General features: G+C 71.1%; 17 protein-coding genes. 14 read left to right on the top strand and 3 right to left on the bottom strand.

The features are described 5' to 3' along the window. Window positions 1–21 precede the first annotated feature (21 nt). The 8 genes from ACWC09_RS23120 to ACWC09_RS23085 all read left to right on the top strand — a co-directional run bounded on the left by ACWC09_RS23120 (window position 22) and on the right by ACWC09_RS23085 (window position 8593). Window positions 22–1128, top strand: coding sequence for a quinone-dependent dihydroorotate dehydrogenase (locus ACWC09_RS23120; RefSeq protein ID WP_450852462.1), 1107 nt, complete (start codon window positions 22–24; stop codon window positions 1126–1128). Then, window positions 1125–1970, top strand: coding sequence for an orotidine-5'-phosphate decarboxylase (gene pyrF / locus ACWC09_RS23115; protein WP_450852461.1), 846 nt, complete (start codon window positions 1125–1127; stop codon window positions 1968–1970). Before ACWC09_RS23120 ends, pyrF begins: the two co-directional genes overlap by 4 nt. 338 nt (window positions 1971–2308) lie before the next feature. Further along, a complete protein-coding gene (locus ACWC09_RS23110; RefSeq protein ID WP_003977346.1) occupies window positions 2309–2632 on the top strand; it encodes an integration host factor in 324 nt (107 codons plus the stop codon). A 60-nt stretch (window positions 2633–2692) separates the two neighbouring features. After that, window positions 2693–3250 carry a guanylate kinase gene (gene gmk / locus ACWC09_RS23105; protein ID WP_450852460.1) on the top strand — a complete coding sequence of 186 codons (558 nt, stop codon included), beginning with the start codon at window positions 2693–2695 and terminating at the stop codon, window positions 3248–3250. Window positions 3251–3300: 50 nt separating this feature from the next. Next, complete coding sequence (gene rpoZ, locus ACWC09_RS23100) at window positions 3301–3573, top strand: DNA-directed RNA polymerase subunit omega (RefSeq protein ID WP_003988945.1); 273 nt, start codon at window positions 3301–3303, stop codon at window positions 3571–3573. A 121-nt stretch (window positions 3574–3694) separates the two neighbouring features. Further along, window positions 3695–4897: a bifunctional phosphopantothenoylcysteine decarboxylase/phosphopantothenate--cysteine ligase CoaBC gene (gene coaBC, locus ACWC09_RS23095; RefSeq protein WP_450852459.1), complete on the top strand. Its 1203-nt coding sequence runs from the start codon at window positions 3695–3697 to the stop codon at window positions 4895–4897. A 240-nt stretch (window positions 4898–5137) separates the two neighbouring features. Further along, window positions 5138–6346 (top strand): methionine adenosyltransferase, encoded by a 1209-nt coding sequence (gene metK, locus ACWC09_RS23090; RefSeq protein ID WP_450852458.1) that lies wholly within the window; start codon window positions 5138–5140, stop codon window positions 6344–6346. A gap of 90 nt (window positions 6347–6436) precedes the next feature. Beyond that, complete coding sequence (locus ACWC09_RS23085) at window positions 6437–8593, top strand: primosomal protein N' (RefSeq protein ID WP_450852457.1); 2157 nt, start codon at window positions 6437–6439, stop codon at window positions 8591–8593. Between the two features lie 170 nt (window positions 8594–8763). Here ACWC09_RS23085 and ACWC09_RS23080 read toward each other — a convergent pair whose 3' ends face one another. Beyond that, window positions 8764–9306 carry a hypothetical protein gene (locus ACWC09_RS23080; protein ID WP_450852456.1) on the bottom strand — a complete coding sequence of 181 codons (543 nt, stop codon included), beginning with the start codon at window positions 9304–9306 and terminating at the stop codon, window positions 8764–8766. A 248-nt stretch (window positions 9307–9554) separates the two neighbouring features. Between ACWC09_RS23080 and fmt the strand changes: the two genes are divergently transcribed. Both fmt and ACWC09_RS23070 read left to right on the top strand, forming a co-directional pair. Further along, window positions 9555–10487, top strand: coding sequence for a methionyl-tRNA formyltransferase (gene fmt, locus ACWC09_RS23075; protein ID WP_450852455.1), 933 nt, complete (start codon window positions 9555–9557; stop codon window positions 10485–10487). A gap of 65 nt (window positions 10488–10552) precedes the next feature. Next, window positions 10553–11971, top strand: coding sequence for an RsmB/NOP family class I SAM-dependent RNA methyltransferase (locus tag ACWC09_RS23070; RefSeq protein WP_450852454.1), 1419 nt, complete (start codon window positions 10553–10555; stop codon window positions 11969–11971). Here the strand turns inward: ACWC09_RS23070 and ACWC09_RS23065 are convergent. Next, window positions 11952–14108, bottom strand: coding sequence for an MMPL family transporter (locus ACWC09_RS23065; protein ID WP_450852453.1), 2157 nt, complete (start codon window positions 14106–14108; stop codon window positions 11952–11954). The genes ACWC09_RS23070 and ACWC09_RS23065 overlap by 20 nt on opposite strands. Before the next feature lie 134 nt (window positions 14109–14242). Here ACWC09_RS23065 and rpe point away from each other — a divergent pair, with 134 nt between their 5' ends. The 4 genes from rpe to ACWC09_RS23045 all read left to right on the top strand — a co-directional run bounded on the left by rpe (window position 14243) and on the right by ACWC09_RS23045 (window position 16791). Then, window positions 14243–14929: a ribulose-phosphate 3-epimerase gene (rpe, locus tag ACWC09_RS23060; protein WP_450852452.1), complete on the top strand. Its 687-nt coding sequence runs from the start codon at window positions 14243–14245 to the stop codon at window positions 14927–14929. Between the two features lie 90 nt (window positions 14930–15019). Continuing rightward, window positions 15020–16063, top strand: coding sequence for a sugar-binding transcriptional regulator (locus ACWC09_RS23055; RefSeq protein ID WP_450852451.1), 1044 nt, complete (start codon window positions 15020–15022; stop codon window positions 16061–16063). Between the two features lie 39 nt (window positions 16064–16102). After that, window positions 16103–16474, top strand: a complete 372-nt coding sequence (locus ACWC09_RS23050) for a ribonuclease domain-containing protein (RefSeq protein WP_450852450.1) — start codon at window positions 16103–16105, stop codon at window positions 16472–16474. Beyond that, the gene (locus tag ACWC09_RS23045; protein ID WP_450852449.1) at window positions 16471–16791 is read left to right on the top strand and encodes a barstar family protein; all 321 of its coding nucleotides are present in this window, start codon (window positions 16471–16473) and stop codon (window positions 16789–16791) included. Before ACWC09_RS23050 ends, ACWC09_RS23045 begins: the two co-directional genes overlap by 4 nt. A 6-nt stretch (window positions 16792–16797) precedes the next feature. On the opposite strand, the gene ACWC09_RS23040 is transcribed toward ACWC09_RS23045, so the two are convergent. Beyond that, a complete protein-coding gene (locus ACWC09_RS23040; RefSeq protein WP_450852448.1) occupies window positions 16798–17238 on the bottom strand; it encodes a hypothetical protein in 441 nt (146 codons plus the stop codon). Window positions 17239–17708: the final 470 nt, after the last annotated feature.

Here is a 17708-nt window from a genome sequence, read left to right as displayed (position 1 = left end):
CCCCCTCTTGGTGAGGACACCATGTACAAGATCTTCTTCAACCTCGTCTTCAAGCGCATGGACCCCGAGAACGCCCACTACCTGGCCTTCCGCTGCATCCGCCTCGCCGCCCGTACCCCGGTGCTGCGCACCTTCGTCGCCGCCGCCCTCGCGCCCCGCCACAAGGAGCTGCGCACCGAGGCCTTCGGGCTGCGTATGCACGGCCCCTTCGGGCTCGCCGCCGGCTTCGACAAGAACGCGGTCGCCGTCGACGGCATGTCGATGCTGGGCTTCGACCACGTCGAGATCGGCACGGTGACGGGGGAGGCGCAGCCGGGCAACCCCAAGAAGCGGCTGTTCCGGCTGGTGAAGGACCGTGCGCTCATCAACCGCATGGGCTTCAACAACGAGGGCTCGCTGGCCGTGGCGGCCCGTCTGGCGTCCCGTGAGCCGGTCTTCAAGACGGTCGTGGGCGTCAACATCGGCAAGACCAAGGTCGTCCCGGAGGACGAGGCGGTCGGCGACTACGTGAAGTCGGCCGAGCGGCTGGCGCCGTACGCCGACTACCTGGTCGTGAACGTCTCGTCCCCGAACACGCCCGGGCTGCGCAACCTTCAGGCAACGGAGGCGCTGCGCCCGCTCCTGAGCGCCGTCCGCGAGGCCGCGGACCGTACGGTGGCCAACCGGCGTGTCCCGCTCCTGGTGAAGATCGCGCCGGACCTCGCCGACGAGGACGTCGACGCCGTCGCCGACCTGGCCGTCGAGCTCGGCCTGGACGGGATCATCGCCACGAACACCACCATCGCGCGCGAGGGTCTCGGTTTGAAATCCGAACCCTCCCTGGTCAAGGAGACCGGTGGGCTGTCCGGGGCGCCTCTGAAGGCGCGCTCCCTGGAGGTCCTGCGGCGCCTGTACGCGCGCGTGGGCGACCGCATCACCCTGGTGGGCGTGGGCGGCATCGCGAACGCCGAGGATGCCTGGGAGCGGATCCTGGCCGGTGCCACGCTCGTGCAGGGCTACAGCGCGTTCATCTACGAGGGGCCCTTCTGGGCCCGCGCCGTCCACAAGGGGCTCGCCGCCCGCCTGCGTACGAGCCCGTACGCCACTCTCGCCGACGCGGTCGGCGCCGACGTGAGGAAGAACGGATGACTGTCCTCGAACCCTTCGGCGCACGTCTGCGGCGGGCCATGGACGAGCGTGGCCCACTCTGCGTCGGGATCGACCCGCACGCGTCCCTGCTCACCGAGTGGGGCCTGAACGACGACGTGGCCGGATTGGAGCGGTTCTCCCGCACGGTCGTCGAGGCGGTGGCCGACCGGGTCGCCGTCCTGAAGCCGCAGAGCGCCTTCTTCGAACGCTTCGGCTCGCGCGGCATCGCCGTGCTCGAGAAGTCGGTCGAGGAGGCGCGGGCGGCCGGTGCGCTCGTCGTCATGGACGCCAAGCGCGGCGACATCGGCTCGACCATGGCCGGGTACGCCGAGGCCTTTCTGCACAAGGACTCCCCGCTGTTCTCGGACGCCCTGACCGTCTCGCCGTACCTCGGCTACGGGTCGCTCTCGCCGGCCATCGCGCTGGCCCGGGAGAGCGGCACGGGGCTGTTCGTGCTGGCCCTCACCTCCAACCCGGAGGGCGGCGAGGTCCAGCACGCGGTGCGGGCCGACGGACGCAACGTCGGAGCGACGATCCTCGGCCATCTGGCGGCCGAGAACGAGGGCGACGAGCCGCTGGGTTCCTTCGGGGCCGTCGTCGGCGCCACGCTGGGCGACCTGTCGTCGTACGACCTGAACATCAACGGTCCGCTGCTCGCCCCAGGGGTCGGCGCACAGGGGGCCACCCCGGCCGACCTTCCCGCCGTCTTCGGGGCCGCGGCGCGCAATGTCGTGCCGAACGTCAGCCGGGGAGTGCTGCGGCACGGGCCGGACATCGGGGGTCTGAGGGCCTCCGCCGACCGCTTCGCGGAGGAGATCCGGGTCGCTTTGGCAGGGGTGTGAGCTGTACCACGTATGAGATTTCCGAGACGACCGTGTGCGGCTTCCGCGACGGTCGTCTCGGGCGTTCCAGGAGGTCACGGGAGTCCTCCGACGACTGTTCGAAAGCCCACTTGAGTCTGAATACATTCTCAAATCCAGGGCATTATGTCCTAAATGTCCGGCCTGGCGGAGGCTGACCAGGACTTTTCCGCTGTTCTCGCTGACTCCGGCGGAGTTGGCCGCTAGTCTCCGACGCAGAGTGAACGGGCAAGCGTGTTGCTCGTGGCTCCCCAGGTGTGGGGCGACTAGGTTCCTCACCGGTCCGTATCCGACAGTTCGACATCCGAGGTGACGTAGGCGTGGCTCTTCCGCCCCTTACCCCTGAACAGCGCGCAGCCGCGCTCGAAAAGGCCGCCGCGGCTCGCCGGGAGCGGGCCGAGGTCAAGAATCGACTCAAGCACTCCGGCGCCTCCCTGCACGAGGTCATCAAGCAGGGCCAGGAGAACGACGTCATTGGCAAGATGAAGGTCTCCGCGCTGCTCGAGTCCCTGCCGGGCGTGGGCAAGGTCCGCGCCAAGCAGATCATGGAGCGACTCGGTATCTCCGAGAGCCGCCGTGTGCGTGGCCTCGGTTCCAACCAGATCGCTTCTCTGGAGCGTGAGTTCGGCAGCACCGGTTCCTGAGTCCGGTGACCTCCGGACCGGGAGTCCCGGGCACTCCGGGATTGCTGGAATAATCGCTGCATGAGTGAACGTCCGCGGCTGACCGTGCTCTCCGGCCCCTCCGGGGTCGGCAAGAGCACGGTCGTCGCCCATATGCGCAAGGAACACCCCGAGGTCTGGCTCTCGGTGTCGGCGACGACCCGAAAGCCCCGCCCCGGCGAGAGGCACGGAGTCCACTACTTCTTCGTCACCGACGAGGAGATGGACAAGCTGATCGCCAACGGTGAGCTGCTGGAGTGGGCCGAGTTCGCCGGCAACCGGTACGGCACGCCGCGTACGGCCGTGCTGGACCGGCTGGAGGCGGGCGAGCCGGTTCTCCTGGAGATCGACCTCCAGGGCGCCCGGCAGGTCCGCGAGTCCATGGCGGACGCTCAGCTGGTGTTCCTGGCTCCTCCCTCCTGGGAGGAGCTCGTGCGCAGGCTCACCGGGCGGGGCACCGAACCGCCCGAGGTGATCGAGCGCCGTCTGGACGCGGCGCGGATCGAGCTGGCGGCGGAGCCGGAGTTCGACGTGACCTTGGTCAACACCTCCGTCGAGGACGTGGCTCGCGAGCTGCTAGCCTTGATGGACGTAGTGTGATCACGATCTGTGATCATGACGATCTTTTCCCATCCATCGGAAGGTAGAGCGTGTCCTCTTCCATCTCCGCGCCCGAGGGCATCATCAACCCGCCGATCGACGAGCTCCTCGAGGCCACCGACTCGAAGTACAGCCTCGTGATCTACGCGGCCAAGCGTGCCCGCCAGATCAACGCGTACTACTCGCAGCTCGGCGAGGGCCTCCTCGAGTATGTCGGTCCGCTCGTCGACACCCACGTGCACGAGAAGCCGCTCTCGATCGCCCTGCGCGAGATCAACGCGGGTCTGCTGACGTCCGAGGCCGTTGAGGGCCCCGCGCAGTAGTACTTTCAGATTGCAGTTGGCTTTTCCACAGGCCCGACAGCGCGACTGTCGGGCCTGTGGTGTGTGATGGAGTCGTGCGCCGGGAGCCGAGGCGTACGGGTATCGAGTGTGGGGAGACCCGGTGGACAAGCCGAAGGTCGTTCTGGGGGTCAGCGGTGGCATCGCCGCCTACAAGGCCTGTGAGCTGCTGCGCAGACTGACCGAGTCGGGACACGACGTCCGGGTGGTCCCCACCGCCTCCGCGCTGCACTTCGTCGGCGCCGCCACCTGGTCCGCCCTCTCCGGCAACCCGGTCTCCACCGAGGTCTGGGACGACGTCCACGAGGTCCCGCACGTCCGCATCGGGCAGCATGCGGACCTGGTGGTCGTCGCCCCCGCCACGGCGGACATCCTCGCCAAGGCCGCCCACGGCCTCGCCGACGACCTGCTCACCAACACCCTCCTCACCGCCCGCTGTCCGGTCGTCTTCGCGCCCGCCATGCACACGGAGATGTGGGAGCACCCGGCCACCCAGGAGAACGTGGCGACGCTACGGAGCCGCGGCGCCGTCGTGATCGAGCCCGCCGTCGGCCGCCTCACCGGCGTCGACACCGGCAAGGGCCGCCTGCCCGACCCCACGGAGATCTACGCCGTCTGCCGCCGAGTGCTCTCCCGGGGAGTCATCGAGCCCGATCTCAAGGGCCGGCACGTGGTCGTCAGCGCCGGCGGTACCCGCGAGCCCCTCGACCCGGTCCGCTTCCTCGGCAACCGCTCCTCCGGCAAACAGGGCTACGCCCTCGCCCGCACCGCCGCCGCGCGCGGCGCCCGGGTCACGCTGGTCGCCGCCAACACCGGACTGCCGGACCCGGCGGGCGTGGACGTCGTCCAGGTCGGCACCGCTGTACAGCTGCGCGAGGCGGTGCTCAAGGCGGCGGCGGACGCGGACGCCGTGGTGATGGCGGCGGCGGTGGCCGACTTCCGTCCGGCGACCTACGCCGCCGGAAAGATCAAGAAGAAGGACGACCAGGAACCGGAGCCGATCGTTCTCATACGGAATCCGGACATCCTCGCGGAGATCTCCGCCGAGCGCGCCCGCCCCGGACAGGTGATCGTCGGCTTCGCCGCCGAGACCGACGACGTCCTCGCCAACGGCCGCGTCAAACTGCAGCGCAAGGGCTGCGACCTGCTGGTGGTGAACGAGGTGGGGGAGCGCAAGACCTTCGGCTCCGAGGAGAACGAGGCCGTGGTGCTGGGCGCCGACGGCAGCGAGACTCCCGTGTCGCGAGGCCCCAAGGAGCATTTGGCCGAAACCGTCTGGGACCTGGTGGCGGAACGCCTCGGCTGAATGTTTGATTCGCTTCTCGGTCTCCTCAAACCTCTGCCACAGGGGTGTGGCGACCCTGGCCAAGTCCGCCGGGGATTGGGCAGAATGCCCGTGCCGCAGGTCACAGCCCTCCCGAGAGGCGAGACAGGAGGGCCGTCTGCGGAGTACGACCGATAAACTGTTCTCGGACGATGCCGGGCGCAGCCCCCGAGCCCGTCCGCCAATGATCAGCCAGCAGCCGCTGCAACCCCAGGGAGCGTTGTGTCCCGTCGTCTCTTCACCTCGGAGTCCGTGACCGAGGGTCACCCCGACAAGATCGCTGACCAGATCAGCGACACCATTCTCGACGCGCTTCTGCGCGAGGACCCGACCTCTCGGGTCGCCGTCGAGACGCTGATCACCACCGGCCTGGTCCATGTGGCCGGAGAGGTCACCACCAAGACCTACGCGGACATCGCGACGCTGGTCCGCAGCAAGATCCTGGAGATCGGTTACGACTCCTCGAAGAAGGGCTTCGACGGCGCGTCCTGCGGCGTCTCGGTGTCCATCGGCGCGCAGTCCCCGGACATCGCGCAGGGTGTCGACACGGCCTACGAGAACCGGGTCGAGGGCGACGAGGACGAGCTGGACCGTCAGGGCGCGGGTGACCAGGGCCTGATGTTCGGCTACGCGACCGACGAGACGCCGACCCTCATGCCGCTGCCGATCTTCCTGGCGCACCGCCTCTCGAAGCGCCTCTCCGAGGTCCGCAAGAACGGCACCATCCCCTACCTGCGTCCCGACGGCAAGACGCAGGTCACCATCGAGTACGACGGCGACAAGGCCGTCCGCCTCGACACCGTGGTCGTCTCCTCGCAGCACGCCTCCGACATCGACCTGGAGTCCCTCCTCGCCCCCGACATCCGCGAGTTCGTGGTGGAGCCGGAGCTGAAGGCGCTCCTCGACGAGGGCATCAAGCTGGACACGGAGAACTACCGTCTCCTGGTCAACCCCACCGGGCGTTTCGAGATCGGCGGCCCGATGGGCGACGCCGGCCTGACCGGCCGCAAGATCATCATCGACACGTACGGCGGCATGGCCCGCCACGGCGGCGGTGCCTTCTCCGGCAAGGACCCGTCCAAGGTGGACCGTTCGGCGGCGTACGCGATGCGCTGGGTCGCGAAGAACGTGGTCGCCGCAGGCCTCGCCTCCCGCTGCGAGGTCCAGGTCGCGTACGCGATCGGCAAGGCCGAGCCGGTCGGTCTCTTCGTCGAGACCTTCGGCACCGCCAAGGTCGACGTCGAGAAGATCGAGAAGGCGATCGACGAGGTCTTCGACCTCCGCCCGGCCGCCATCATCCGCGACCTCGACCTCCTCCGCCCGATCTACGCCCAGACGGCGGCCTACGGCCACTTCGGCCGCGAGCTGCCGGAGTTCACCTGGGAGAAGACGGACCGCGTGGAGGCGCTGCGGAAGGCGGCGGGGCTGTAGGTCCCGCGTTGCCATGTGAGGCCCGGTTCCCTTCGGGGGCCGGGCCTTCGTCTGCGCCGGATGTCAGTGGCGTTTGGTAAGAATGCAAGGGTGAGCAGCGAGAACGGGCAGGGGGGCGGGGGCGCGGACGGGGCGCCGCCGGAGCAGCTTGCGTTGATTCGGGAGAGTGTGCGGAAGGCCAAGGAGCCACGGGCCAAGCCCCGGACCTGGCGGGGGGCCGCGTTGGCCGGGGAGTTGCCGGTGGCGCGGGTGCTGGTCGACAAAGGGGTGCTGCATCTTGATCGGTACTTCGACTATGCGGTGCCCGCGGAGCTCGATGCCGACGCTCAGCCCGGGGTGCGCGTGCGGGTGCGGTTCGGGGCCGGGCGGCATCGGGTGCGGGACGGGCGGCGTGAGGGCGGGGGGCTGATCGACGGGTTCCTCGTCGAGCGGCTGGCCGAGTCCGACTACTCCGGGCCGTTGGCCGCGCTTGCCCAGGTCGTTTCTCCCGAGCGGGTGCTGAGCGAGGAGTTGCTCGGGCTCGCGCGGGCCGTCGCCGATCGGTATGCGGGGAGTCTCGCCGATGTGCTGCAGCTCGCCGTGCCGCCGCGTAACGCGCGGGCCGAGCAGCGGCCCTCGCCCGCGCCGTTGCCGCCGCCCGGGGCGCCGGAGGCGGGGTCCTGGGGGCGGTACGAGCACGGGGGCGCGTTTCTGGAGTCGCTGGCGGCGGGGGGTGCGCCGCGTGCCGTGTGGAACGCGTTGCCCGGGCCCGAGTGGAGCGACGAGATCGCCCGGGCCGTCGCGGCGACCCTCGCCTCCGGGCGTGGGGCGTTGGTCGTGGTGCCCGCCGGGCGGGCCGCCGCGCGGGTCGATGCCGCGCTGACCTCGGTGCTGGGGGAGGGGCGGCATGCCGTGCTCACCGCCGATGCCGGGCCCGAGAAGCGGTACCGGGAGTGGCTCGCGGTGCGACGGGGGGCCGTGCGGGCCGTCGTGGGGACCCGGGCCGCCATGTTCGCGCCCGTCCAGGATCTGGGGCTCGTCGTCATCTGGGACGACGGCGACGACAGCCACAGCGAGCAGCACGCTCCTCAGCCGCATGCCCGTGAGGTGCTTCTGGTGCGGGCCGCTCAGGACAAGTGCGGTTTCCTGTTGGGGAGTTGGAGCTGCACGGTGGAGGCGGCCCAGCTGGTCGAGAGCGGTTGGGCACGACCGCTCGTCGCCGGGCGGGAGCAGGTGCGGGGGGCCGCCGCGCTGGTGCGGACCGTGGGGGACCAGGATCTCGCGCGCGACGAGGCGGCGCGGGCCGCCCGGTTGCCGAGCCTCGCCTGGCAGGCCGTACGGGAGGGGTTGCGGCACGGGCCGGTGCTCGTGCAGGTGCCACGGCGGGGGTACGTTCCCCGGATGGCCTGCGCCAACTGCCGTGCGCCCGCTCGGTGTCGGCACTGTTCCGGACCGTTGGAGGCGCAGGAGTCCGGTGCGACGGCGCTGCGGTGCGGGTGGTGCGGGCAGGAGGAGACCGGCTGGCACTGTCCGGAGTGCGGCGGCCTCCGGCTGCGGGCGCAGGTGGTCGGGGCGCGGCGGACGGCCGAGGAGCTGGGGCGGGCCTTCCCCGCGGTTCCGGTGCGGACCTCGGGGCGTGAGCAGGTGCTGGACACCGTGCCGGGGGCGCCCGCGCTGGTCGTGAGCACGCCCGGGGCCGAGCCCGTCGCCGAGGGCGGGTACGCGGCGGCGCTGCTGCTGGACGGCTGGGCGATGCTCGGGCGGCCCGATCTGCGGGCCGGTGAGGACGCGTTGCGGCGATGGATCGCGGCCGCGGCACTCGTACGGCCACAGGGCGCCGGCGGCACCGTGGTCGTCGTCGCCGAGCCGACGCTGCGGCCTGTGCAGGCGCTGGTGCGGTGGGATCCCGTCGGACACGCGGTGCGGGAGCTGGCCGAGCGGGCCGAGCTGGGCTTTCCGCCGGTGTCCCGGATGGCGGCCGTGTCGGGGACGGGGGAGGCGGTCGCCGAGTTCCTGCGTACGGCGGAACTGCCGCGGGAGGCCCAGGTGCTGGGGCCGGTGCCGTTGCCGGTCACTTCGGCGGATCGGCCGCGGCGGGTGGGGGCGCCGCCTCCCGGGGAGCACTGGGAGCGGGCGCTGGTACGGGTGCCGCCGGGGAGCGGGGCCGCGCTCGCGGCCGCGTTGAAGGCCGCGCAGGCTGCGCGGATGGCTCGGGGGGCCGGAGAGGCGGTGGTTCGGGTGCGGATCGATCCGCCGGACATTGGGTGAGGGATGGCCGGTAGCTGCCGGCGACGGGCTGAGGGATGGACTACGGCGGCCCCACAGGGGACGGCGGCCCGACAGGGGAGGGATGGCCGACGGTCGGCTTCAGGAGTGTGTGGGGGCATGCGTCCGCCCTCCCGGGCGGGTGTGCCGGGAGGGCGGGGGATGAACGTGGCTCAGCCGTTGCGGGGGCCGGGGAAAGCCGTTGATCTGGCCTCGTCGTGGAGGACCGGGCTGCCGGCCGTCGGCTGGGTCGGCATGGAGCGGGCGGCGGGGACCGTCGGCACCGTGGGGAGGCCGGTGTTGACGCCGACCGTCCTCGTCGCCGACGGCTCGGTCGTGCGCTCGGCCTCCGCGGCCGCCTGGGCCGCGGCGCGGCGGGCGCCGTAACGGCGGTGCACGGCCTGCTTGGTGACGCCGAGCGCCGAACCCACCGCGTCCCACGAGAAGCCGAGGGAACGGTCGAAGTCGACCGCTGCCGTCACCAGGGTCTCGACACTGTCCCGCAACTCCTGCGCGAGACGGACCGTCGGGGCGGGGGCGCGTCCGTAGACGACGAAGCCCGTGGACGGGCCGGAGCGGCGCGGGCGGTAGACGTTGCCCAGCTGGGCGGTGAGCGTGCGCAGTGCGTCCACCTGCCGGCGGACCCGCTCGATGTCCCGCACCAGCAAGTGCAGGCTGGCCCGAGCCTGGGCGTCGTGGGTTGCGTGGTCGGCCATGAACAAGCCTCTCGAACCGGCGTGAAAAGGATCGGGCCGCGTGCGTGCGGCCCGTTGTGGTCAACTCCTCCTTGACCAACGCGGGAGCGCTCCGCGGGTCACGCAGAGGGGGCGCGTGGGCATATGCGCGCGCCCCGGTGGGGGCTTGGCGCCGTCGGCGGCTTTCCCCTCGCGGGTCGGACGACTCGGTGGTCATAGACTTGTGCGTTGCCCGTACCCGTTTCCGCCCGAGAGGCCCCAAGCCACCCATGAAGCTCGTCTTCGCCGGGACCCCCGAGGTCGCCGTTCCCGCTCTGGACGCTCTGCTCGCCTCCGGGCGGCACGAGGTGGCTGCCGTGGTCACGCGGCCCGACGCACCGGCGGGGCGGGGGCGTCGGCTGGTCGCCTCGCCCGTGGCGCAGCGGGCGGAGGAGGCGGGGATCGAGGTGTTGAAGCCGGTCAGGCCCCGGGATCCGGAGTTTCTGGAGCGGCTCGGGGAGATCGCGCCCGACTGCTGTCCTGTCGTCGCGTACGGGGCTCTGCTGCCGCGCGTCGCTCTGGACGTCCCCGCCCATGGCTGGGTCAATCTGCACTTCTCGCTGCTGCCGGCCTGGCGAGGTGCCGCGCCTGTGCAGCACTCCATCATGTCCGGCGACGAGATCACGGGCGCCTCCACCTTCCTCATCGAGGAGGGCCTCGACTCCGGGCCCGTGTACGGGACGGTCACCGAGGTGATCCGGCCCACCGACACCAGCGGCGACCTGCTCACCCGCCTCGCCTTCGCCGGTGCCGGACTGCTCGCCGCGACCATGGACGGCATCGAGGACGGCACCCTGAAGGCCGTACCGCAGCCGGGCGAGGGCATCACCCTCGCTCCGAAGATCACCGTCGAGGACGCCCAGGTGGACTGGGCCGCACCGGCGTTGAGGGTCGACCGGATCGTGCGCGGGTGCACCCCGGCGCCCGGCGCCTGGACCACCTTCCGCGGCGAGCGGCTCAAGCTCATCCAGGTCGCACCCGTCCCGGAGCGCACCGACCTGGCGGCCGGTCAGCTGGCCGTCGGCAAGAACAGCGTTCACGTCGGGACCGGTTCGTACGGTGTCGAGTTGCTGTGGGTGCAGGCCCAGGGCAAGAAGCCGATGAAAGCGGCGGACTGGGCGCGTGGCGTGCGGATCGGCGACGGGGAGAGCCTCGGCGGGTAGTGGGGGAGCGGGGGCGACGTACGCTTGGGGCGTATCAGCTGATCCCACATCCGGAGCACCTTTTCGTGAGCGACACCCCCCGTCGGGCCGACAAGCCCGGCAAGCCCTACCGGCGGCCCAAGAAGGACCCCGTCCGCATCCTCGCCTTCGAGGCGCTCAGGGCCGTGGACGAGCGGGATGCGTACGCCAACCTCGTCCTGCCGCCGCTGCTGCGGAAGGCGCGGGAGAAGGGCGACTTCGACGGGCGGGACGCCGCGCTCGCGACCGAGCTGGTGTACGGGACGCTGCGGCGGCAGGGGACGTACGACGCCGTCATCTCGGCGTGTGTCGACCGGCCGCTGCGGGAAGTCGATCCGCCGGTGCTGGATGTGCTGAGCCTCGGCGTGCACCAGCTGCTCGGTACGCGGATTCCGACCCATGCCGCCGTCTCCGCCTCCGTCGAGCTCGCCCGTGTCGTGCTCGGTGACGGGCGGGCCAAGTTCGTCAACGCCGTGCTGCGGAAGGTCGCTCAGGACGATCTCGGCGGGTGGATCGAGAAGGTGTCGCCGCCTTACGACGAGGACCCCGAGGACCATCTCGCCGTCGTGCACTCGCATCCGCGCTGGGTCGTCTCCGCGCTGTGGGACTCGCTCGGCGGCGGGCGGGCCGGTATCGAGGAATTGCTGGCCGCGGACAACGAACGGCCCGAGGTGACGCTCGTCGCCCGGCCCGGGAGGGCCACCACCGAGGAACTGCTGGGCGAGGAGGCCGCGGTGGCGGGGCGCTGGTCGCCGTACGCCGTGCGGCTCACCGAGGGCGGCGAGCCGGGGGCCATCGAGGCCGTGCGGGACGGGCGGGCCGGTGTGCAGGACGAGGGCAGCCAGCTCGTCGCGCTCGCGCTGGCCAACGCGCCGGTCGACGGCCGGGACGAGAAGTGGCTCGACGGGTGCGCCGGGCCCGGCGGAAAGGCCGCCTTGCTGGGGGCCCTCGCCGCCGAGCGCGGGGCCCTGCTCCTCGCCTCCGAGAAGCAGCCGCACCGGGCCGGCCTGGTCGCCAGGGCGCTGCACGGCAACCCCGGGCCCTACCAGGTCATCGCCGCCGACGGGACCCGCCCGCCCTGGCGGGCGGGCTCCTTCGACCGGGTGCTGATGGACGTGCCCTGCACCGGACTCGGCGCCCTGCGGCGGCGGCCCGAGGCACGCTGGCGGCGCCGTCCCGAGGACCTGGAGGGGTTCGCGCCGCTCCAGCGCGACCTGCTGCGCAGTGCCCTGGAGGCGGTGCGGGTCGGCGGCGTCGTCGGCTACGCGACCTGCTCGCCGCACCTCGCCGAGACCCGGGCGGTCGTGAACGACCTGCTCAAGCAGCACCCGGACGCCGAGCTGATCGACGCCCGTCCCCTGCTGCCGGGTGTGCCGGACCTCGGCGAGGGTCCCGACGTACAGCTGTGGCCGCATCTGCACGGGACCGACGCCATGTACCTGGCGCTCATTCGGAGGACTGGCTGATCCGTTCCGCCTCCGTCAGCACGGGCGCGCCGCCGTCCTCGTGGGCCAGCCGGTGCGGCCACCACACCTTCCTCCCCACATCGAGGAAGAGGGACGTGACCAGCACGGAGCGGATGACGAAGGTGTCCAGCAGGACGCCCAGCGCCACCGCGAAGCCGATCTCCGCGAAGCCCACCATCGGCAGTGTGCCCAGGGCGGCGAACGTGCCCGCGAGGACCAGACCCGCCGAGGTGATCACCGCGCCCGTGGTGGCGAGGCCCGTCACCACACCGGGCCGGGTGCCCTGGCGGAAGGCCTCCTCGCGGATGCGTGTGGTCAGGAAGATGTTGTAGTCGATGCCCAGGGCCACCAGGAACACGAAGACGAACAGCGGGAAGGCCACGTCCTCGCCCGCGTAGTCGAAGACGTGCCGGAAGGCGAGGGCGCTCAGGCCCAGTGCCGTGGCCAGGGACAGCATGACCGTCCCGATCAGCAGGAGCGGGGCCACCAGGGCGCGCAGCAGGATGCCCAGCACCAGCAGGACGACGGCCAGGACGAGCGGGATCACCAGGTAGTTGTCGTGGGTCTGGGCGTTCTCCATGTCGAGCAGGGCCGCTGTGCCGCCGCCCACCTGCGCGTCGGCGCCGGGCACCGCGTGCACCGCGTCGCGCACCCGTTCCACGGTCGCCTTCGCCGCATCGCTGTCGGACGGGGCGCGCATGGTCGCCTCGAACAGCACCTGCCCGTTGTGCTCGGGCGCGGTGCCGGGCGGTACGCCGATGCTCTGCGGGACGACCCCGCGGTCGGCGGCGACGGCGCGGCCCACCTGTGTGGCCTGCGCCTTGTTGGAGACGATCACGAGAGGGTCGCCGGAGCCGGCCGGGAAGTAGCGTGCGGAGATCTTCTGGCCGGTGATGGAGTCCGGGGTGTTGGTGAAGGCGTCCGCGTTGGCGATTCCGGCCGCGCGCAGTTGGAGGAGACCCAGGGACAGGGCGATGAGCACCGCGGCCGTGATGCCCCAGACCATGCGGGGACGGCGGGCGATACGACGGCCCATGCGGGCCCAGACGCCGCGCTCGGTGGGATCGGCGGACCCGAAGTGGGGAACGGTCGGCCAGAAGATCCAGCGGCCGAAGATCAGCAGCAGCGCCGGGAAGAGGGTGAGCATGGCCAGGAGCGCGATCGTCACGCCGATGGCCGCCACCGGGCCCAGGCCGCGCGTCGAGTTCATCTCGGCGACCAGCAGCACCAGCATGCTCAGGACGACGGTCAGACCGGACGCGAGGACCGCGGGTCCCGCGCGGTTCAGGGCGAGCTCCATCGCCTCGTGGCGGTCCTCGTGCCGGCGCAGCTCCTCCCGGTAGCGGGCGACCAGCAGCAGTGCGTAGTCGGTGCCCGCGCCGAAGACGAGCACCGTCAGGATGCCCGCGCTCTGGCCGTTGACGGTCAGACCGGCGTGTTTCGCGAGCAGGTAGATCAGCGCCTGTGCCGTGAACAGGGCCACCACGACCCCGAGCAACGGCACGAACAGCAGCGTCGGACTGCGGAACGTCAGCAGCAGCATCACGATCACCACCGCCATGGCCGAGAACAGCAGCGTCGTGTCGATGCCCTCGAAGGCCTTGGAGAAGTCCGCCGACGTGCCGCCGGGTCCGGTGATGTGCACCGCGAGTCCGTTGCCGCCCTTGCCCACCTGGTCGCGGATGGAGTCGACGGCGGGTGCGATGCGCTGCCAGCCCCGCGCGTCCATGGTGATCGGTACGTAGATCTGGGCGGCCCGCGGCGCCGCCTGCCGGTCGAAGACCGGGCCCTGTGTCTCGGCCCCACGTATGCCGTGGGCGCGCAGCGTCTTGATCTGCCGGGCGTCCTCGGCGATCTGCTGCCGGTCCCGGACGGTCAGTCCGCCGTCGCGCGTGTAGACGACGACGGCGGGGATCTGCTCGGGCCTGAAGTGCTGCGAGGTGTCGAGAACCTGGGTGGATTCCGCGGAGCCGGGCAGCCAGGACTGGGCGTCGTTGTCCTGGGCGTCGTTCAGCTTCGCCCCGAACGGCGCCGCGATCACCAGGACCACCAGCCACAGGGCTACGATCAGCCACTTGGAGCGCCGTCCGCACACGAACCGGATGGCGTTCCGCTTCCAGGCGTAGAGCTGCCGCATGGCTACCCCCGTCGACGTACGTGGTGCCGGTCGGCGGCCCAGCATGGCACGCGGCGCGCGTTCACAACATCCGATGAACGGCTTAGGTCTGGACCGGCGCGAACAAACGTGCCCGGACATGGCAGGCTTGGGTCATGGCCCCGCAGATCAACCCCAGCATCCTGTCCGCCGACTTCGCCCGCCTCGCGGACGAGGCGAAGGCCGTGGAGGGAGCCGACTGGCTCCACGTCGACGTCATGGACAACCATTTCGTCCCGAACCTCACGCTCGGTGTGCCGGTCGTAGAGTCCCTGGCCCGCGCGACGGACACCCCGCTGGACTGCCATCTGATGATCGAGGCCCCCGATCGGTGGGCGCCTCAGTACGTAGAGGCGGGGGCCGGTTCCGTCACCTTCCACGTCGAGGCGGCCGCCGCGCCGGTGCGGCTCGCCCGGGAGATCCGGGCCAAGGGCGCCCGCGCCTCCATGGCCCTGAAGCCCGCGACGCCCATCGAGCCGTACGAGGACCTGCTCCCCGAGCTCGACATGCTGCTGATCATGACCGTGGAGCCGGGCTTCGGCGGGCAGGCGTTCCTCGACATCATGCTCCCGAAGATTCGCCGCACGCGCGAGTTGATCAGCAAGCACGGCCTCGAGCTCTGGCTCCAGGTCGACGGCGGAGTCTCCGCCGCCACCATCGAGCGCTGCGCGGACGCGGGCGCGGACGTCTTCGTCGCCGGCTCGGCGGTATACAGCGCGGACGACCCGGCCGAGGCGGTACGTGCACTGCGCAACCAGGCAGAGGGGGCGACGGCCAAGGCGTCCTGGGCATGCAACCACTGAGCCACAGGTCGGTGAACAGCTACGTGAACGGCGCCCATCAGGGCGGATCAAGTGCGCCGAATCTGCAAGGATGAACGGCGAATCCAGAGTGTGAACAGCAGTGAGGAGATCGCCGTGTCGGGTATGTCGGCGGGCCGGTCAGCAGTGCGGATGGGACCCGCTGAGCTGGTGCAGGCGGCGGCCATGGCCCGCCGCTTCTACCTCGAGGGCAAGTCCAAGATCCAGATCGCGGAGGAGTTCGGCGTCAGCCGCTTCAAGGTGGCCCGGGTCCTGGAGACGGCTCTCGAACGGGATCTCGTACGCATCGAGATCCGTGTCCCGGCCGAGCTGGACGCCGAGCGCTCCGACGCTCTGCGCGCCCGCTACGGCCTCAGGCACGCAGTCGTGGTGGAGTCCCCGGCCGAGGCCGAGGAGTCGCCCGACCCCGAGAACCTCGGTGAGGTGGCCGCCGACCTGCTCGGCGAGCTCGTGAACGAGGGCGATGTTCTCGGTCTGGCCTGGGGCCGCTCCACCATCCACATGGCCGCGGCCCTGGACAAGCTGCCGCCGTGCACGGTGGTGCAGCTGACGGGCGTCTACGACGCCGGGACCGCCGAGCGCGGCTCCGTCGAGGCCGTCCGCCGCGCCGCCCAGGTGTCCGGCGGCGACGCCCACCCCATCTACGCGCCGATGCTGCTGCCCGACGCGGCGACCGCGGCGGCGCTGCGCAACCAGACCGGGATCGCCCGGGCCTTCGAGTACTTCGACAAGGTCACCGTCGCCTGCGTCTCCATCGGCTCCTGGGAGCCCGGCATCTCCACCGTGCACGACATGCTCAGCGACGAGGAGCGCGCGCACTACGCCTCTCTCGGCGTCGCCGCCGAGATGTCCGCGCACCTCTTCGACAGCGAGGGGCGCCGGGTCGGACGGGACCTGGGGGAGCGGTGCATCACGGTCAAGACCGACCAGCTCCGCCGTATCCCCGAGGTCGTCGCGATCGCGGGCGGGGCGCGGAAGGCGGCGGCGATCGACGCGGTGCTGCGCTCCGGGCTCGTCACCAGCCTGGTGACGGACACCTCCGCCGCGGACGTACTGATGACGGCGGGTCCGACACCGAGGCCGGCGCTCAACAGGGCTGACCCGGACGGGCCCTGACAGCACGTCATGAGGGGCGGCCGTGGCAGCATCGGGCGCATGGTGCTGCGGTTCGTCCCTCGTCTGCTGCTGTGTCTGCTGGTCCTTGTGGTGGGATGCTCCGCCACCGACTCCGGATCCGGGCGGACCGGTGGCACGGCCACCGTCCGGGTCTCCCAACTCCCCGCCGAGGCACGGCAGACGCTGGCCCTCATCGACAAAGGCGGCCCCTTCCCGTACGCGCGCGACGGCGTCGTCTTCGGGAACTTCGAAGGTCTGCTGCCCCGGCAGAAGCGGGGTTACTACCACGAGTACACCGTCAGGACGCCGGGCTCGCGCGATCGCGGGGCCCGGCGCATCGTCACCGGGCAGGGCGGCGAGATCTACTACACCGATGATCACTACAACTCGTTCAGGGCGGTACTGAGATGACGGAGCACGTGGTCACGCTGGACCTCGACGGGGTCATGGACAAGGCGGGGCTGATGGAGTGCATCGCCCGCGCCCTGGGGCTGCCCGACTGGTTCGGGCGCAACTGGGACGCCCTGGCCGACTCCCTCTCGGACCACACCGTCTGGCCCGAGGGCGCGGTGGAGAAGGGCCTGTCGATCGTCGTTCGGAACTGGCAGCCGTACGCGAAGGCGCGGCCGGACGAGTGGGAGATCGCCGTCGACATCTTCGGCGAGGCGGTGGACCGGACGGCGGAGCTCTCGGTGGCGCTGGCTCTCGGTGGGGCGGCCGGTCGCTGACCGAGCTCACTGATCGGGGGCCGGTCCCCCAGAGCTGTGGAAGATGTTCGAGAAGGACTGCCCTTGGAACACGGGGCCGTGCTGTGTGCCGCCGGTGATGCTGTTGTGCACGGCTCCTGGCTCGCCGTTGCGCACTGCGGGGCCGAATTCTGCGACGAGGAGGCGGAGTTCGTCGGCCGCCTCGGGGTGCTGCTCCAGCAGTCGGCGCAGTCTGAGGCGTACCGCCGCTGTGACGTCCGTGGTGAGGTCCTCCTCGTCAGGGGTGCCGATCGCTGCTGTCAGGGCGGTGCGGGACTCGTCGAGTTCACCGTCGACGGTGGCCGCTCGGGCGTCGCGGGCGAAGAGCCGTACCAGACGCTGCTTCGCCTGTTCCCAGGTCTCGGTGACCATGAGGCCGACCACCGTCGTGGCTCCGGTTCCCACGAGCATCGCCAGTTCGGCTTCCACAGGACTCCTTCGGCTCTCCGCCTCAACCCGGCGCTTGGACCCATCACCGTAAGCGGGAGGGTGCTGGTGGCGCCACCGCGCGGCGGTGTGAGGGGAGTTGACCATGCCAGTAGGTGTGAGGCCTTGGCGGCGCGGGTCGAACGGAGGACGGCCGGGTGAGCGAGTAGAGGGTCGGACCGGTCCTCGCCGCCGCGAGCCAGGCACCGGAGACACCTCTCGACCCTTTGCTTCTGGGAGCGGTTGTGGACCTGCGGCTGATGGACGGCAGGAGTGGCAAGGAACTCGCGGAGGGCGTGCTGCTGTGCACCGGGGAACGCCGGGTGAGCGTGGATTTCGAGGAACGTGCAGATGGCGGGCTTGGGGCTAGGCTCGGGCCGACCTCTGGCCATGGCTGTTACTTCAAGTCACCGGTAGGCCTGGTGGGTTGACGCGCTCGGCCTTGGTTGTACCGCAGGTATTCGTGTTTCGCA

It is taken from the genome of Streptomyces sp. NPDC001617, from assembly GCF_053596855.1.
Note: the sequence above shows the minus strand (reverse complement) of the source record. Positions and strands in the feature narration are given on the sequence as shown.